The sequence below is a fragment of the Tsukamurella hominis genome (assembly GCF_965137015.1).
Lineage (GTDB): Bacteria > Actinomycetota > Actinomycetes > Mycobacteriales > Mycobacteriaceae > Tsukamurella > Tsukamurella hominis.
In genome coordinates, this window is record NZ_CBCRZG010000024.1 from 23,117 (window position 1) to 39,417 (window position 16,301).

Sequence of the window (16,301 nt, forward strand, 5' to 3'; positions counted from 1 at the left end):
GAAATACTTCGCCCAGACCGCGCTCGAGCCCGGTTTCAGAAATCACACGGCGTCGCGGACCCGGATCCCGACGGTGCCGCCGGCGCCCCGTCGGAGCTTGGACCCGGTGACGGTGAGCCAGCCGAGGACGCCGTACTTCTTGGCGATCTTCGACCCGGCCTCGCCGCCGTCGATGACCTCGCCGGTGCCGGCGACCTCGGGGCCGGTGGTCTTCTTGCCGCGGGCGTCGCAGGCCTGGACCAGCACCGACGGGTTGCGCCGCAGCCGCTTGACCTTCCACGAGTCGGCGACGGTCCACACCACGAGGTCGGCGCCGTCGCGGACGGCCCAGATCGGCGTGGCGACGGGGGTGCCGTCCTTGCGGAAGGTGGTCAGCAGGACGTACTTGGCATCGGCGACGTCAGCGACGGTGGTCATGCACCCAGCGTAACCGGGTAGGACGCGGGCACGCTGCGGGCGATCCAGCCCGCGATCGCGGCGCTGACCTCGGCGGGCTTCTCCTCGCCCGTCCAATGCCCGGAGTCGACGATCACCTCGGTGAGGTCGGTGCACGCGGCGCGCATCGGCTCGGCCAACCGCGTCCCGACGGTGTCGAGCGTCGCGTCGTAGCGGCCGTGCAGGAAGAGGGCCGGCTTGTCGATGCGGCCGCCGTTCAGCTCGGTCTTCGCGTACTCCGCGTCCGCCGGGGTGTTGACGTACCAGGAGTTGGGGCCGGCCATCCCGTTCCGCTCGAAGGCCGCGACGTAGACGGCGTGGTCCTCGGGCGTGAGCACCGCCGGGTCCAGCGGCAGCTGCGGAACCGGGCCGCCGCCGAACCAGCCGCCGTTGCGGGTGACCACCGCGGTGGGCGCGGGGCCGTCGAGGTGCCGCGGGTCGCCGCTGCGGAACAGCGCGGCGACGAGGCCCGGCAGGTCGCTCTCGAACTGGGCCGTCGCCTCCTCGAAGGACTTGAGGTAGTGCACCTGGTAGTCCCATTGGCCGTACGGGTACTCGTCCGCGGGGTACTTCTCGCGGTCGATGAGGTCGAAGGGCGTGGGCCCGCTCGACGGGAAGTGCGGCACGTTGAGCGAGGCCACGGCGTCGACGACCTCGGGGTGGTGGGTCGCGATGTTCCACACCACGGGCCCGCCCCAGTCGTGCCCGATCCAGATCGCGGAGTCGCGACCGAGCGCGGCGAGCAGCTCCAGCATGTCGGTGACCGCCTCCTCCCGGCGGTAGGCGTCCTTCTCGGGGTGCACCGTCGACTGGCCGTAGCCGCGCATGTCGGGCGCGACGCACCGGAAGCCGAGGGCACCGAGGGCGCGCAGCTGGTGCCGCCAGGTGTAGCCGAGCTCGGGCCAGCCGTGCACGAAGACGAGCAGCGGACCGTCGGCGGGGCCCGAGGCGAGGTAGGCGGTGGTGTGGCGCTCGGTCGCGGCGATGTGCGGCGTCAGGGTCATGCCTCCACCCTGACACGCGGCGCGCACCCTTGCCCGCGCGCGGCCCACGGCCCAGTATCGATGCATGCCCCACGTGATCGTCCAGAACTGCTGCAACGACGCGTCGTGCGTCCCCGAGTGCCCCGTCGATTGCATCCACCCCACGCCCGACGAGCCCGACTACGCGACGGCGGAGATGCTCTACATCGACCCGGACGTGTGCATCGACTGCGGCGCCTGTATCGACGCCTGCCCCGTCTCTGCGATCACGACGGATTACGAGCTGACCGCGGAGATGGCCCCGTTCGAGACGATGAACGCGGATTACTACGAGGCCGTGGGCTCGTCCGCGGACCGCGACCATCCGTTCACCGACCCGCGGATCGGCCGCAAGCGCCCGGCGTCGGACGCCGAGACGCTGAGCGTCGCCGTTGTCGGCGCGGGGGCCGCGGGGCACTACGTGGTGAGCGAGCTGCAGCACCGCATCGACGTCCGCGCGACGATCGACGTCTACGAGCGGCTCCCCGAGACCGGCGGGCTGGTGCGCTTCGGGGTGGCCCCCGATCACGCCGACACCAAGAAGGTCCAGGAGCAGTTCGCGAAGTCCCGCAAGGCCGCCGGCGTCACGACGCACCTGGGGGTGCGGATCGGCGAGGACGTCCCGCACGAGGATCTGGCGCGTGCACATCACGCCGTCGTCTACGCCGTGGGCTCGCTGCACGGCCGCGAGCTGGGCCTGCCGGGCGCCGACCTGCCCGGCGTGACCGCCGCCGCCGACTTCGTGGCCTGGTACAACGGCCACCCCGATTTCGCCGGGCTCGCCCCCGATCTCACGCACGAACGGGTCGTCGTGCTGGGCAACGGCAACGTCGCGCTCGACGTCGCGCGGATCCTCACCGCCGACCCCGAGACCTTCGTCGGCACCGACCTGACCGATGAGGCCCTGGCCGCGCTCCGGGATTCGCAGGTGCGGGAGGTCGTGATCCTCGCCCGACGGGGCCCGGGGCACGCAGCCTTCACCGCGCCGGAGCTGGTGGGGTTGGCCCGCACGGTGCCCGTGGTGGTTGAGCCCGCTGATCTGGACGACGCCGGCGACGAGCCCGCCGACGAGCAGGCCCGCTTCTACCGCGCGCAGAAACTCGCCCTGCTGCAGGCGCTTCCGGCGGCGGACTCCGCCCCGGAGGGCCGGCGGGTGGTGCTGCGGTTCGGTACGCCGCCCACCGGCATCACCGCGTCGGGCGGCGGACTGACCGTCGCCTTCGACGACCACGGCGCACCGTCGGAGCTGGCGTGCGGCCTGGTCCTGCCGTCGATCGGGCTGCGGGGCACGTCGGTCCCGGGCGTGCCCTACGACGAGGCGACGGGCACCATCCCGAACGCCGACGGGCGCGTCCTCGGGCCCGACGGTGCCGTCCTCCCCGGCGTGTACGTGGCCGGGTGGTGCAAGCGCGGCCCGACGGGCGTCATCGGCACGAACCGGTTCGACGCCCGCGGCACCGTCGACGCCCTGGTGGCGGACTTCCACGCCGGAGCGCTCGCGGGGCCGCCCGCATAGCCGCGAGACGACGAAGGGCGGGCGCGACCGTGTGGTCGCGCCCGCCCTCCTGTGTGGGACGAATCAGCCGACGATGAGCCGGTCGCCGTCGTCGCTGACGGTGACCTTCACCGTGTCGCCGTCGCGGACGTCGCCCGCGAGCAGCGCCTTGGCGAGCTGGTCGCCGATGGCCTGCTGCACCAGGCGGCGCAGCGGCCGGGCGCCGTAGAGCGGGTCGAAACCGCGCTCCGCGAGCCAACCCTTGGCCTCGTCGGAGACCTCGAGCTCCAGCCGACGCTGGGACAGCCGCTTGCGCAGCTGGTCCAGCTGAATGTCGACGATGCCGGTCAGCTGGTCCGAGCTCAGCGAGTCGAAGATCAGCACGTCGTCGAGCCGGTTGATGAACTCCGGCTTGAACTTCGCGCGGACCGCGGCCATCACCTGCTCGGGCGTGCCGCCCGCGCCGAGGTTCGACGTGAGGATCAGGATCGTGTTGCGGAAGTCCACCGTGCGGCCCTGGCCGTCGGTGAGCCGGCCCTCGTCGAGCACCTGCAGCAGCACGTCGAAGACGTCCGGGTGCGCCTTCTCGACCTCGTCGAACAGCACCACCGTGTAGGGGCGGCGCCGCACGGCCTCGGTCAGCTGGCCGCCGGCCTCGTAGCCGACGTACCCGGGGGGCGCGCCGACCAGCCGTGCGACGGAGTGCTTCTCGCCGTACTCGGACATGTCGATGCGGACCATGGCGCGCTCGTCGTCGAAGAGGAACTCGGCGAGCCCCTTGGCCAGCTCGGTCTTGCCCACGCCCGTCGGTCCGAGGAACAGGAACGAGCCGGTGGGCCGGTTCGGGTCCGCGACGCCGGCGCGGGTGCGGCGCACCGCATCCGAGACGGCGGTGACCGCGGCCTCCTGGCCGATCACGCGCTTGCCGATCTCCGACTCCATGCGCAGCAGCTTCGCCGTCTCGCCCTCGAGCATGCGGCCGGCGGGAACGCCGGTCCAGGCGGAGACCACGTCGGCCACGTCGTCGGGGCCGACCTCCTCCTTGAGCATGACCTCGCCGTCGGAGGCGGCGCCCGAGGAGGCGACGGCCTCGTCGAGCTGCTTCTCCAGCGCGGGGATCTGGCCGTAGCGCAGCTCGGCGGCGCGGCCGAGGTCGCCGTCGCGTTCGGCGCGCTCCGACTCGCCCTTCAGCGTCTCGAGCTGCTCCTTGAGCGAGCGCACCGAATCGATGGCACCCTTCTCGTTCTGCCACCGCGAGGTGAGCTGAGCCAGCTTCTCCTTGTGATCGGCGAGCTCGCCGCGCAGCTTCTCCAGGCGGTCCTTCGACGCGTCGTCGGACTCCTTGGACAGCGCCATCTCCTCGATCTCGAGGCGGCGGACCAGCCGCTCCTCGGCGTCGATCTCCTCGGGGCGCGAGTCGATCTCCATCCGCAGGCGCGAGGCGGCCTCGTCGACGAGGTCGATCGCCTTGTCGGGCAGGAACCGGCTCGTGATGTAACGGTCGGAGAGGGACGCGGCGGCGACCAGCGCGGAGTCGGTGATGCGCACGCCGTGGTGCACCTCGTAACGCTCCTTGAGGCCGCGCAGGATGCCGACGGTGTCCTCGACCGACGGCTCCCCCACCAGCACCTGCTGGAAGCGCCGCTCGAGCGCGGCGTCCTTCTCGATGTACTGGCGGTACTCGTCGAGCGTGGTGGCGCCGACGAGCCGCAGCTCGCCGCGGGCCAGCATCGGCTTGATCATGTTGCCCGCGTCCATGGCGGAGTCGCCGGTGGCGCCGGCGCCCACGATGGTGTGCAGCTCGTCGATGAAGGTGATGATCTGGCCGGAGCTGGCCTTGATCTCGTCGAGCACGGCCTTGAGCCGCTCCTCGAACTCGCCGCGGTACTTGGCGCCCGCGACCATCGAGCCGAGGTCGAGCGAGATCACCGTCTTGCCGCGCAGCGACTCGGGCACGTCGCCCGTGACCACGCGCTGGGCCAGGCCCTCGACGATGGCGGTCTTGCCGACGCCCGGCTCGCCGATGAGCACCGGGTTGTTCTTGGTGCGGCGGGACAGCACCTGCACGACGCGACGGATCTCGTTGTCGCGCCCGATGACCGGGTCGAGCTTGCCCTCGCGGGCACGCGCCGTCAGGTCGGTCGAGTACTTCTCGAGCGCCTGGTACTGACCCTCGGGGTCCTGCGAGGTGACCTTCGCGCTGCCGCGGACGGCCGTGAAGGCCTCGCGGATCTCCTGCGGGGTCGCACCGGCGGAAGTGAGCACCTGCGCGGCCTCACCGCCCGCCTCCGCGAGCCCGTAGAGCACGTGCTCGGTGGAGACGAACTGGTCGCCCATCTCGGTGGCGAGCTTCTGCGCCGCGCTGACCGACGCGATCGACTCGCGGCTCAGCTGCGGCGTGGTGGTGGAACCGCTGGCCTTCGGCTTGCGGTCCACGATCTCCTGCGCGCGGTTGCGCACGGTGACGGGATCCACGCCCACCGCCTTGAGCAGCGGCGCGGCGATCCCGTCGGTCTGGTCGAGCAGCGCCACCAGCAGGTGCGCCGGAGAGATCTCCGGGTTCCCCGCGGCGGACGCCGCCTGCAGAGCCGAGGTCAGCGCGGCCTGCGTCTTGGTGGTGGGCTGGAACGAATCCACTTCTGGTGACCTCCTGGGTCGTCTCGAACACGGTCGTGCACCCTGAGCCTTATCCACTCAAGTATGCCTTCTGTTGTTCTCAACGCACAGAACCTTGAGTCTGTTCCACTCAACCCGCAGATTCCGAGTGACCCATCACACAGGTCCGACAGTCGCGTTGAAACATCACCGTGAGAATCCGGAGATCGGCAGGGTTTCGCACGCGCAACGGCGCGATGCGCGGAGATCTTTCAATTACGCCAGCGCCGCGACACGCTCCGCGAGCTTCTGGTGCGCGGCGGCGTCGGGGTGGCCGTCGCTACTGGTGCCGTAGACCCAGCCCTCGCTGAGCGGGGAGATGACGGAGATCGACGGATCGACCGCGCGGGCGGCGCCGACGATCGCGGACTCGGTGGCGCGAGCGTTCGGGCCGCTGCCGTGCACCGACGGGAAGACCGTGATCAGCGCGACCTTGGCGTTCGGCGCCTGCGATCGCACCGTCGAGACGACCTGCCGCACCTGACCGTCGATCGCGGCGGTCGAGGCGCCCACGTCGTTGGACCCGGCCTGCACCACGACGAGCGCCGGATCGCGCTCCGGGAGCTTCGCCGCGCGGGTCAACCCGGCGATGGCGCCGTCGTTGTAGCCGGCGCCGCTGCGGGCGCTGAGGTACACCGACCGACCGGCGATGGCGCTGATCATCCGCGGGTAGGCGACGACGCCCTCGACCTCGTAGCCGGTCGAGATCGACGCCCCGATCACGACGATGGGCCGGGAGTCCGCGGTGCGCACGACGGTGCCCGGGTCAGCGGCGACGCCGCCGGCGGACACCCCGCCCGCCGACGCGATCACGACGGCTCCGATTCCGACCATTGCACCGAAACGCGACACGCTCATGCCGACATCTTGACACAACAGGTGTCACATGCATAACTTCCGCGACTTTCTTCACACAAGTCTCGTGCGCACCGCTCCCTCAGTGTCAGGACCGGCGATCCGTCCACCCGCCACCCGGGCGTATCGGGTGCGGATGACCTCCCGCACCCGAAATGCGCCAGCGCCCCCGGCATGCCGGGGGCGCTGGGGTGAAAGAGGTGCGGGAAGCCATCCGCACCCGGCTCGAGTCAGACCAGGCCGGAGACGCGCTCGGCGATCCGCAGGTGCGCGGCGGAACCGGGGTGGCCGTCCTCCGAGGAGGTGTAGTTCCAACCCTCGCTGAGCGGGGAGATCACGACGACGCTCGGGTCGACGGACCGGGCCGCGCCGATGATCGCGGCGTCCGTGGTGCGCGCCGCATCGCCGCTGTGGATCGACGGGAACACCGTGACCACGGCGATCTTCGCGCCGGGCGCCTGCTGGCGCACCGTCGAGACGACCTGCCGCACCTGGCCCGCGACGAGGGCCGGCGGCGCGCCGACGTCGTTGGTGCCCGCCTGGAGCACGACCAGCGACGGGTTCTGCGCGGGCAGGTTCGCGGCGCGGGTGAGGCGCGCGATGGAGCCGTCGGCGTAGCCGGCGCCCACGCGGGAGCTGACCTGGACCGGGCGGCCGGAGATCGCGGCGACGCGGCGCGGGTAGGCCTGCGCGGACGAGACCTCCTTGCCCGAGGAGACGGAGGCGCCGATCACGACGACGGGGCGCCTGTCGGTGGAACCGCCCCGGACCGCGGCGGGCTTCGCCGCAGCCGCCTTCGTGGCGGGCTTCGCCTCCACGGCCTTCCCGGAGACGGGCTTGGCCACCGGCTTCGCGGCCACGGGCCGGACGACGGCCCGGGGCACGACGACCGGCTTCACGCGCTGCACCGCCGCCGACGCGGCGGGAGCATCGGCGATCTGCCCGGTATCGGCGGAGGCGGCCCCGGCGGCGATCGGCGCGAGGGCGATGCCCGCTCCGAACGCGATGCCGTATCCGATGCGGCGCGCGCGGCGGCTGACTCGCACAACGATCATGGCGGTGGAACCCTCTCTTCGAGCTCGTCGATCCCCTCGGCACGATGTGCGCGCCCGGGAGAAAGATACTCGACGGCCCGGTTCGGCGCAGCACCGGGCGCGCCGTCCGCGCGGCGACGTGACGAACGCAAAGCCGCAGGTAGGATGGGCCCGTCAACGCAGGGTTCGGAAGGCAGGAGCGGAGCGGCAGTGGGTGCGCATGCACGGCACGGTCTGGCGCAGATCGCGGCCGATCTCCGGCCGGTGGCGGACGACTTCACCAAGGGGCTCTTCGCGCGCCTCTTCGCGATGGATCCGTCCCTGCGCGACCTCTTCCCGGCCAACATGTCGGGGCACCGCGCGACGTTCATGCGCGTGCTCGACCATGTCTTCACCTCGATCCCGAAGACCGAGGGGCACGACGAGCTGATCGAGTTCCTCGCGCAGCTCGGCCGCGATCACCGCAAGTACGGGCTCACCGAGGCGCACTACGCGACGATGTCGGCGGCGCTCATCGCGGAGGTGCACGCCGTCTACAAGCCGCACGGCGGGCTCGACGAGGAGGACGCCGCGGTGCTCGAGCAGGGCGTGCAGCTGCTCACCGGCGTGATGCGCGGGGGCGCGCACTCCGATCCGACGCCCGCCCGCCGCACGGCGCGGGTGGCGGAGGTCCTGCGCCCGCACCCGGGCCTGTCCGTGGTGCGGCTCGTCGCCGACGAGCCGCTGCTCTTCCGCCCCGGCCAGTACGTGGAGACGCAGATCCCGCAGGTGCCTCGCGTGTGGCGCCCGCTATCGCTGGCGATGCCGCCGAACACGCAGGGGCAGCTGGAGTTCCACGTCCGCGCGGTGCCGGGCGGCTACCTCTCCAGCACCGTCTTCGGCGAGACCCGGCCGGGCGATGTGTGGCAGTTCGGGCAGGTCCACGGGCTCCTCCGGCCCGACGGTGACCGCCCCGTCACGATGATCGCCGGGGGCACCGGCCTCGCGCCGATGAAGTCCATGCTGCTCGCGATGGCCATGAACGCGGACAACCCCGACGTGCACCTCCTGGTGGGGGCGCGATCGCCGGGGCTGCTCTACGACTCGGATTCGCTGGCGCCGCTGGCGGCGACGAATCCGTGGCTCAAGGTGACGCAGGTGACGGACGCGCGGCGGGATCCGTGGTGGCTCAAGCATCCCGCCACCGCCTACCGCGCGCTGCCGTTGCGGCACGGCTCGCTGGTGGATGCGATGGACGGCCTGGATCTCACCGGCCACCGGGTGCTCATCGCCGGCCCGAAGGGCCTCCTGCGTGCGGCGAGCGAGAAGGCCGCGGCGCGGGGCGCCGCACCGGAGGATGTGGTGCACGACCCGCTGTGAGCGGATCGGGGCGGTCGGCGCCGCTCGGCGACGGCTCAGGACATGCGACGGCCCCGGGGTCGTCTGACTCCCGGGGCCGTGGCGACGCCATCTGCTCAGCTCTGGCGGCGACTGCGCGGCTGCCAGACCACCATGGCGGAGGACTTCGGCACATGCACGAGTTCGCCTCCGCGGCGGACGTTCTCGACCTGCGCGGTGAGCTCCTCGACGCGCCGCTGCAGGGCGTCGACCTGATTGGTCAGGTCGATGATCCGCTTGATCCCGGCGAGGTTCACGCCCTCGTCCTGCGAGAGGCGCTGCACCTCCCGGAGCAGGTCGACATCGCGCGAGGAGTAGCGCCGGCCCCCGCCCGCCGACCGCTCGGGCGTCACGAGCCCGAGGCGGTCGTACGTGCGGAGGGTCTGCGCGTGCATCCCCGCGAGCTGCGCAGCCACCGAGATCATGAACACGTGGGCGTCCGGATCGTCGGGGAACTGCTGATCGACGTTCATCACTACGCCCCCGCGGCACTTCCTGCGCCGGCCCATCCGCCCCGCGGGTCGAAGCCCCCGGCACGCTCGGCCTCCGCGTAGTCCCGTAGCGCCTGCTGCGCCCGCTCGTTCAGCGACGGCGGGACCGCGACCTGCACCTTGACGAGCAGGTCGCCGTGGCCGCCGGCCCGCTTCGGCACGCCACGGCCGCGCACCCGGAGGGTACGGCCGTCGGTGGTGCCGGCCGGGATCTTCACGCCCACCGGCTGTCCCAGCGTGGGGACGGTGACGGTGGCGCCCAGCGCCAGCTCCGCGAAGCTCACTGGCAGCGTGACGAGCAGGTCGTCACCGTTGCGGGTGAAGACCTCGTCGGCGCTGACGTGGACCGTGACGAACAGGTCGCCCGAGGGCGCCCCGCGCATCCCGGCCTGCCCCTGGCCGGCCAGGCGGATGCGCTGGCCGTCCTTGACGCCGGGCGGGATCTTCACGTTCACCGTGCGGGTGCGCACGGTGACGCCGGTGCCGTTGCAGTCCGTGCAGGGGTCGTCGATCACCGAGCCGGTGCCGCGGCAGTCCGGGCACGGCTCGGAGAAGCTGAACGCCCCCTGATTCCGGCTCACGAGGCCGGAACCGTTGCAGGACTGACACACCCGCGGGCTGGTACCCGGCTTGGCGCCCGACCCGTGGCAGGTGGTGCACGGCGACGGCGAGGTCAGCGTGATCGGCGTGGTCACGCCCAGCGTCGCATCCCGGAAGCCCAGCGTCAGCTCGGATTCGAGATCGCTGCCGCGGCGCGGCCGCGTGGGCTGCGGGCCCGGGCCGGAGCCCTGCCCCGCGCCACCGCGGTTGAACAGGCCCTCGAAGATGTCCCCGAAGCCGCCACCGCCGTTGCCGGACGCGGCACCGTCGAAGATGTCCGAGAACGAGAACCCGCCCGAGCCGCCGCCGGTGTTGCCGAAGCCGCCGGTGCCGAAACCGCCACCGCCGCCGTAGCCGCCCGCGCCGCCGGAGCCGAAGCGACCGCCGCCGAACAGGCGCCGCGTCTCGTCGTACTCCTTGCGCTTGGCCGGATCGGAGAGCACCGCATGCGCCTCGGAGACCCGCTTGAACCGCTCCTCGGCCTGCGTGTTGCCCGGATTCGCATCCGGGTGCAGCTCACGGGCCAGCTTGCGGTAGGCCTTCTTGATCTCGTCGGCACTCGCACTGGAGCTGACGCCCAGCTCCTTGTAGAAGTCCTGCTCAACCCATTCCCTCTGTGCCACTGGGCATCACCTCCTTTATTGCTCGTCCTGGCTCGGGGCCTCCGCCGGACGGTCGACCACCGCGACCATCGCGTTACGGATCACCTTGCCATCGATCTGATATCCCTGGCGCAGCACCGCTCCCAGAACGGGATCGGCACCGTCGCCCTCGTGCTGCACGGCCTCGTGGATCGCGGGGTCGAACTCATCGCCCTCCGCACCGAAGGACTCGAGACCCAGGGTCTTGAGCACGCCGTCGAGCTTGTCGGACACCGACTTCAGCGGCCCGGCCTCGAGATCGCCGTGGTTGCGCGCGCGCTCCAGGTCGTCCAGGACCACGAGCAGCTCGCCGACCACGAAGGCCTTGCCCGCGGCGCGGGCGTCCACCACGTCGCGCGCGGTGCGCTTGCGGTAGTTGGCGTACTCGGCGGTCACGCGCTGCAGGTCGGCGGTGAGCTCCGCCTCCTTATCGGGCGCGGCCTCCTCCACGACCTCGGCGTCGGCCGGGGCCGCGGCGGATTCCTCCGCCGCGACCTCCGCCTCCGCGGTCACCTCATCCGGGTCCACCGGATTCTCGGGACTCGTCATTACTTGGCGTCCTTCGGGTCCTCGTCGACGACCTCGGCGTCCACGACGCCGTCGTCCTGCTGAGCGCCGGCGTCGGCACCGTCGGCCTGCGCCTCAGCGGCACCGGCCTGCGCGTAGAGCGCCTGGCCCAGCTCCTGCGACTCGGCCGAGAGCTTCTCGACGGCGGCCTTCACGGCGGCGATGTCGGTGCCCTGGAGCGCCTCGTTCGCCTCCTTGATGGCGGCCTCGACCTTCTCCTTGTTCTCGGCCGGGACCTTGTCCTCGTTCTCCTTGAGGAACTTCTCGGTCTGGTTGACCAGCGACTCGGCCTGGTTGCGGGTCTCCGCCTCCTCGCGGCGAGCCTTGTCCTCCTGGGCGTGCGCCTCGGCGTCCTTGATCATCCGGTCGATCTCCTCCTGCGACAGACCACTGCCGTCGGAGATCTTGATGGTGTTCTCCTTGCCGGTGCCCTTGTCCTTCGCGGTCACGTGCACGATGCCGTTGGCGTCGATGTCGAAGGTGACCTCGATCTGGGGCACGCCGCGCGGCGCCGGCGCGATGCCGGTGAGCTCGAAGCTGCCGAGCAGCTTGTTGTGCGCGGCGATCTCACGCTCGCCCTGGAAGACCTGGATCTGCACCGACGGCTGGTTGTCGTCGGCCGTGGTGAAGGTCTCGGACCGCTTGGTGGGGATGGTGGTGTTGCGCTCGATGAGCTTGGTCATCACGCCGCCCTTGGTCTCGATGCCGAGGGACAGCGGGGTGACGTCGAGCAGCAGCACGTCCTTGACCTCGCCGCGCAGCACGCCGGCCTGCAGGGCGGCGCCGACGGCGACGACCTCGTCCGGGTTGACGCCCTTGTTGGGCTCCTGGCCGCCGGTGAGCTCCTTGACCAGCTCGGTCACGGCGGGCATACGGGTGGAACCACCCACGAGCACGACGTGGTCGATGTCGCCCACGGCGATGCCGGCGTCCTTGATGACCGCCTGGAAGGGCTTGCGGGTGCGCTCGAGCAGATCGTTGGTGATCTTCTGGAACTCGCTGCGCGAGAGGTTCTCGTCGAGGAACAGCGGGTTCTTGTCCGCGTCCACCGTGATGTACGGCAGGTTGATCGACGTGCTCTGGCCCGAGCTCAGCTCGATCTTCGCCTTCTCCGCGGCCTCGCGCAGACGCTGCATGGCCATCTTGTCCTTGGTCAGATCGATGCCGTGCTGCGCCTTGAACTTCTCGACGAGCCAGTCGACGATGCGCTGATCCCAGTCGTCACCACCGAGGTTGTTGTCGCCCGAGGTCGCGCGGACCTCGACGACGCCGTCGCCGATCTCCAGCAGCGAGACGTCGAAGGTGCCGCCACCGAGGTCGAAGACCAGGATGGTCTGCTCCTTCTCGCCCTTGTCCAGGCCGTACGCGAGCGCGGCGGCGGTGGGCTCGTTGACGATGCGGAGCACGTTCAGGCCCGCGATCTGGCCGGCCTCCTTGGTGGCCTGGCGCTGCGCGTCGTTGAAGTACGCGGGCACCGTGACGACGGCGTCGGTGACGTCCTCGCCCAGGTAGGCCTCGGCGTCGCGCTTTAGCTTCATCAGCGTGCGGGCGCTGATCTCCTGGCTGGTGTAGTCCTTGTCGTCGATCTTCTGCGACCAGTCGGTGCCGATGTGGCGCTTGACCGAGCGGATGGTGCGGTCGACGTTCGTGACGGCCTGGTTCTTGGCGGGCTGACCCACCAGGACCTCACCGTTGCGCGCGAAGGCGACCACCGAGGGGGTGGTCCGCGAGCCCTCGGCGTTCGCGATCACGACCGGGTCGCCGCCCTCGAGGACAGCGACGCACGAGTTGGTGGTGCCGAGGTCGATGCCTACTGCACGTCCCATATTGATTTGCCTCCTGAATAGTTCTGCTACAGATCCAGACTTCAGCGCCCCGGACTCAAGGGGCGAACGACTCCGTTCTACCCCATTGAGTGCGATGCGCTCAAGTAGTACGCCAGTTCCAACGGGCGACCGGACGGGAATGTTCCCGATTTCGGAAAAAAGTTGAGCGCGGGTCACTCAAGGTACGTTCTCCCAGGTCGCGCGGTCCGACGGTGCCGCGGCTCTATCCCCCGACGTCCCCCGCGCGGCGTGCACGTCCCCCGCGCGGCGTCGCAGGCCGTCACGCCGCATCACCCGGCGTCACGGGACCGCGGGGAATCCCAGGGGTCGACTGGGTAGTTCCACGGATCCGCCGCCACGTCGAACCGAGTGGACTGGACGCATGACGAACACGGTCTGCACCGAACACCGCGACGCCCTCCGCACTCGCGTCGCCCGCGGCGCGCTCTTCGCCTGCGGCGGGGCGTACGGGTGTTTCATCCTGGTCGTCGTCGGCGCGTTGAGCAGCAACCTCGAGAACTTCGACGCCCTCCTGGGGACAGCGGTGATCCTCGCTCTCGCAACTCCCGTACTCGCCGCGATCGGCAGCTTCTGGGGACTCGGCCCGTGCCGTATCGCCTGCACCACGGTGCTCCTCATGACCGCCCCAGTCGTCGCGATAGTCCTCGTCACCGTGCTCGCGGCCTCGTCGAACTGAACCGCGTTTCGTGCAGCACGGGCACACCGGACGGAGTTCGTCCCCCGCGCCGCGCCGAATCCCCTCGGAACCGTTCACTCCCCCACGAGAAGCCGCTCCCCTGGAGGGGGAGCGGNCGTCCCCCGCGCNNCGCCNATTCCCCCACCGAACGCCGACTCTCCCCCATCACACGCCGACCTCCCCCTGAAACGCCGAGCGGACGGGCCGCCGAGGCGACCCGCCCGCACCGTCGAACCGGTTATGCGGCGACCTGCGCGCCCTCCGCCACCGGCTCGAGGGCCAGCGCGACGATCTCGGCGACGTCGACCATCGGCTTCACGTCCAGGGCGTCGAGGACCTCGGCCGGGACGTCGTCCAGGTCGGGCTCGTTGCGCTGCGGGACGAACACCGTCTTCAGGCCGTTGCGCTGCGCGGCCAGCAGCTTCTGCTTGACGCCGCCGATGGGCAGCACCCGGCCGTTCAGCGTGACCTCGCCGGTCATGCCGACGTCGCTGCGGACGCGCCGCCCCGTCAGCATCGACACCAGCGCGGTGACCATCGTGACGCCCGCCGACGGCCCGTCCTTGGGAACGGCGCCGGCCGGGAAGTGGATGTGCACCGTGCCGTTCAGCGCGGCGGGGTCGATACCGAAGTCGGCGGCGTGCGCCTGCACGTACGACAGCGCGATCTGCGCGGACTCCTTCATCACGTCGCCGAGCTGGCCCGTCAGCTTCAGCTCCGGCCCGGAGTCGCCGGGCGTGTGCAGCGCCTCGATGAACAGGACGTCGCCGCCCATGCCCGTCACGGCGAGCCCGGTCGCGACGCCCGGCACCTCGGTGCGCTCGGCGGTCTCCGGCGTGAACCGGGGCCGGCCGAGGTAGCCCTTGAGGTCCCCGACATCGACGACGGTGCGCCCGCCCTCCGAGGAGGAGGACTGCTCCACCGCGACCTTGCGCAGCGCCTTCGCGAGCAGCCGCTCGAACTGCCGCACGCCCGGCTCCCGGGTGTAGTTCGCGGCGATCTCGCGCAGCGCCTCGTCGGTGACGGTCACCTCGTCGGCGGTCAGCGCCGCCCGCTCGAGCTGCCGCGGCACCAGGTAATCCCGGGCGATCGCGACCTTGTCGTCCTCGGTGTAGCCGTCGAGGGTGACGAGCTCCATGCGGTCGAGCAGCGCCGACGGGATGTTCTCCACCACGTTGGCCGTCGCCAGGAAGACCACGTCGGACAGGTCCAGGTCGAGGTCGAGGTAGTGGTCGCGGAAGGTGTGGTTCTGCGCGGGGTCGAGCACCTCGAGCAGGGCAGCCGCGGGATCGCCGCGGTAGTCGGAGCCCACCTTGTCGATCTCGTCGAGCAGCACCACCGGGTTCATCGCCCCAGCCTCGCCGATCGCGCGCACGATCCGGCCGGGCAGCGCACCGACGTAGGTGCGACGGTGCCCGCGGATCTCCGCCTCGTCGCGCACGCCGCCCAGGGCCACGCGGACGAACTTGCGCCCGAGCGCCCGGGCGACGGACTCGCCGAGCGAGGTCTTGCCGACGCCGGGAGGTCCGGCGAGCACCATGACGGCGCCCGAGCCGCGGCCGCCGACCAGCGACATCCCGCGCTGCGACCGGCGCGACCGCACGGCCAGGTACTCGACGATGCGGTCCTTCACGTCGTCGAGGCCGTGGTGGTCGGCGTCGAGGATCGCCCGCGCGCCGGGCAGGTCGTCCGAGTCCTCGGTCGTGACGTTCCACGGCAGATCGAGGACGGCGTCGAGCCAGGTGCGGATCCAGCCCGCCTCGGGGCTCTGGTCGGTGCCGCGCTCCAGCTTGCCGACCTCGCGCAGCGCCGCCTCGCGGACCTTGTCCGGGAGGTCGGCGGCCTCGACGCGGCCACGGTAGTCGTCGGCACCGTCGGGCTCGTCCTCCCCGAGCTCCTTGCGGATGGCGTTGAGCTGCTGCCGGAGCAGGAACTCCTTCTGCTGCTTCTCCATCCCGTCGCGGACGTCGGAGGCGATCTTGTCGCTCACCTCGGTCTCGGCGAGATGCTCGCCGGTCCAGTCGACGAGCCGCTGCAGGCGCGAGTCGACGTCGCCGGTCTCGAGGAGCTCGCGCTTCTGCTCGTTCGTCAGCCAGGACGAGTAGCCCGACGTGTCCGCCAGCGCGGCGGGATCGGTGAGCCGGTTGACGGCGTCGATGACCTGCCACGCCTCGCGGCGCTGGAGCATCGCGAGCACGACCTTCTTGTACTCGGCGGCCAGCTCGCGGGTGCGCTCTGTGACGGGCGCGTCGTCGACGAGCTCGACCTCGACCCACAGCGCCGCGCCGGGGCCGGTGGTGCCGGAGCCGATGTGGGCGCGCTGCTCGCCGCGCAGCACCGCGACGTACTCGGACTGCCCGGGAACGCGGCCGACCTGCACGATCGACGCGACGACGCCGTGCGTCGGGTAGCGATCGTCCAGCCGCGGGGCGATGAGGAGCTTGCCGCGCTCGCTCGCGCGGCCGGCGTCGACGGCCGCCTGCGCGGCGTCGTCGAGGGTGATCGGCACGACCATGCCGGGGAGCACGACGAGGTCGGGGACGAAGAGAACGGGCAGCGAGATCTGCTCAGACATGGGACCTCCAAAGTTCAGTCTGCCCCGCTCA

13 protein-coding genes are annotated in these 16,301 nt (G+C 71.2%); 3 read left to right on the forward strand and 10 right to left on the reverse strand.

The window, feature by feature from the left end; translation table 11 throughout:
- Positions 1–42 precede the first annotated feature (42 nt).
- Together ACM9LD_RS21520 and ACM9LD_RS21525 are read right to left on the reverse strand one after the other, a co-directional pair.
- On the reverse strand, positions 43–417 hold the full coding sequence (locus ACM9LD_RS21520) for a PPOX class F420-dependent oxidoreductase (protein WP_415678574.1): 375 nt from the start codon (positions 415–417) through the stop codon (positions 43–45).
- Positions 414–1,439, reverse strand: a complete 1,026-nt coding sequence (locus ACM9LD_RS21525) for an alpha/beta hydrolase (protein WP_415678575.1) — start codon at positions 1,437–1,439, stop codon at positions 414–416. Before ACM9LD_RS21525 ends, ACM9LD_RS21520 begins: the two co-directional genes overlap by 4 nt.
- Positions 1,440–1,503: 64 nt before the next feature.
- On the opposite strand from ACM9LD_RS21525, the gene ACM9LD_RS21530 reads away from it, so the two are divergent.
- Entirely contained in the window at positions 1,504–2,973 is a 1,470-nt protein-coding gene (locus tag ACM9LD_RS21530; protein ID WP_415678576.1) for an FAD-dependent oxidoreductase, read from the forward strand.
- 63 nt (positions 2,974–3,036) lie between these two features.
- Here ACM9LD_RS21530 and clpB read toward each other — a convergent pair whose 3' ends face one another.
- The 3 genes from clpB to ACM9LD_RS21545 form a co-directional block, all read right to left on the reverse strand.
- Complete coding sequence (gene clpB / locus ACM9LD_RS21535) at positions 3,037–5,589, reverse strand: ATP-dependent chaperone ClpB (protein WP_415678577.1); 2,553 nt, start codon at positions 5,587–5,589, stop codon at positions 3,037–3,039.
- Positions 5,590–5,823: 234 nt separating this feature from the next.
- A complete protein-coding gene (locus ACM9LD_RS21540; RefSeq protein WP_415678578.1) occupies positions 5,824–6,465 on the reverse strand; it encodes an SGNH/GDSL hydrolase family protein in 642 nt (213 codons plus the stop codon).
- Between the two features lie 227 nt (positions 6,466–6,692).
- Entirely contained in the window at positions 6,693–7,517 is an 825-nt protein-coding gene (locus ACM9LD_RS21545; protein WP_415678579.1) for an SGNH/GDSL hydrolase family protein, read from the reverse strand.
- Between the two features lie 189 nt (positions 7,518–7,706).
- On the opposite strand from ACM9LD_RS21545, the gene ACM9LD_RS21550 reads away from it, so the two are divergent.
- On the forward strand, positions 7,707–8,855 hold the full coding sequence (locus ACM9LD_RS21550; RefSeq protein WP_415678580.1) for an FAD-binding oxidoreductase: 1,149 nt from the start codon (positions 7,707–7,709) through the stop codon (positions 8,853–8,855).
- 95 nt (positions 8,856–8,950) lie between these two features.
- Here ACM9LD_RS21550 and ACM9LD_RS21555 read toward each other — a convergent pair whose 3' ends face one another.
- Genes ACM9LD_RS21555 through dnaK form a run of 4 tightly spaced genes read right to left on the reverse strand, consistent with a single transcriptional unit; the run spans position 8,951 to position 12,998 of the window.
- Entirely contained in the window at positions 8,951–9,346 is a 396-nt protein-coding gene (locus ACM9LD_RS21555) for a heat shock protein transcriptional repressor HspR (protein WP_415678581.1), read from the reverse strand.
- Between the two features lie 2 nt (positions 9,347–9,348).
- Complete coding sequence (gene dnaJ / locus ACM9LD_RS21560) at positions 9,349–10,587, reverse strand: molecular chaperone DnaJ (protein WP_415678582.1); 1,239 nt, start codon at positions 10,585–10,587, stop codon at positions 9,349–9,351.
- 15 nt (positions 10,588–10,602) lie between these two features.
- A complete protein-coding gene (grpE, locus tag ACM9LD_RS21565; protein WP_415678583.1) occupies positions 10,603–11,154 on the reverse strand; it encodes a nucleotide exchange factor GrpE in 552 nt (183 codons plus the stop codon).
- On the reverse strand, positions 11,154–12,998 hold the full coding sequence (gene dnaK / locus ACM9LD_RS21570; protein WP_415678584.1) for a molecular chaperone DnaK: 1,845 nt from the start codon (positions 12,996–12,998) through the stop codon (positions 11,154–11,156). Before dnaK ends, grpE begins: the two co-directional genes overlap by 1 nt.
- 382 nt (positions 12,999–13,380) lie before the next feature.
- Between dnaK and ACM9LD_RS21575 the strand changes: the two genes are divergently transcribed.
- Positions 13,381–13,695: a hypothetical protein gene (locus ACM9LD_RS21575; RefSeq protein WP_415678585.1), complete on the forward strand. Its 315-nt coding sequence runs from the start codon at positions 13,381–13,383 to the stop codon at positions 13,693–13,695.
- A gap of 238 nt (positions 13,696–13,933) precedes the next feature.
- On the opposite strand, the gene lon is transcribed toward ACM9LD_RS21575, so the two are convergent.
- Positions 13,934–16,270 (reverse strand): endopeptidase La, encoded by a 2,337-nt coding sequence (gene lon / locus ACM9LD_RS21580; RefSeq protein ID WP_415678586.1) that lies wholly within the window; start codon positions 16,268–16,270, stop codon positions 13,934–13,936.
- Positions 16,271–16,301 lie beyond the last annotated feature (31 nt).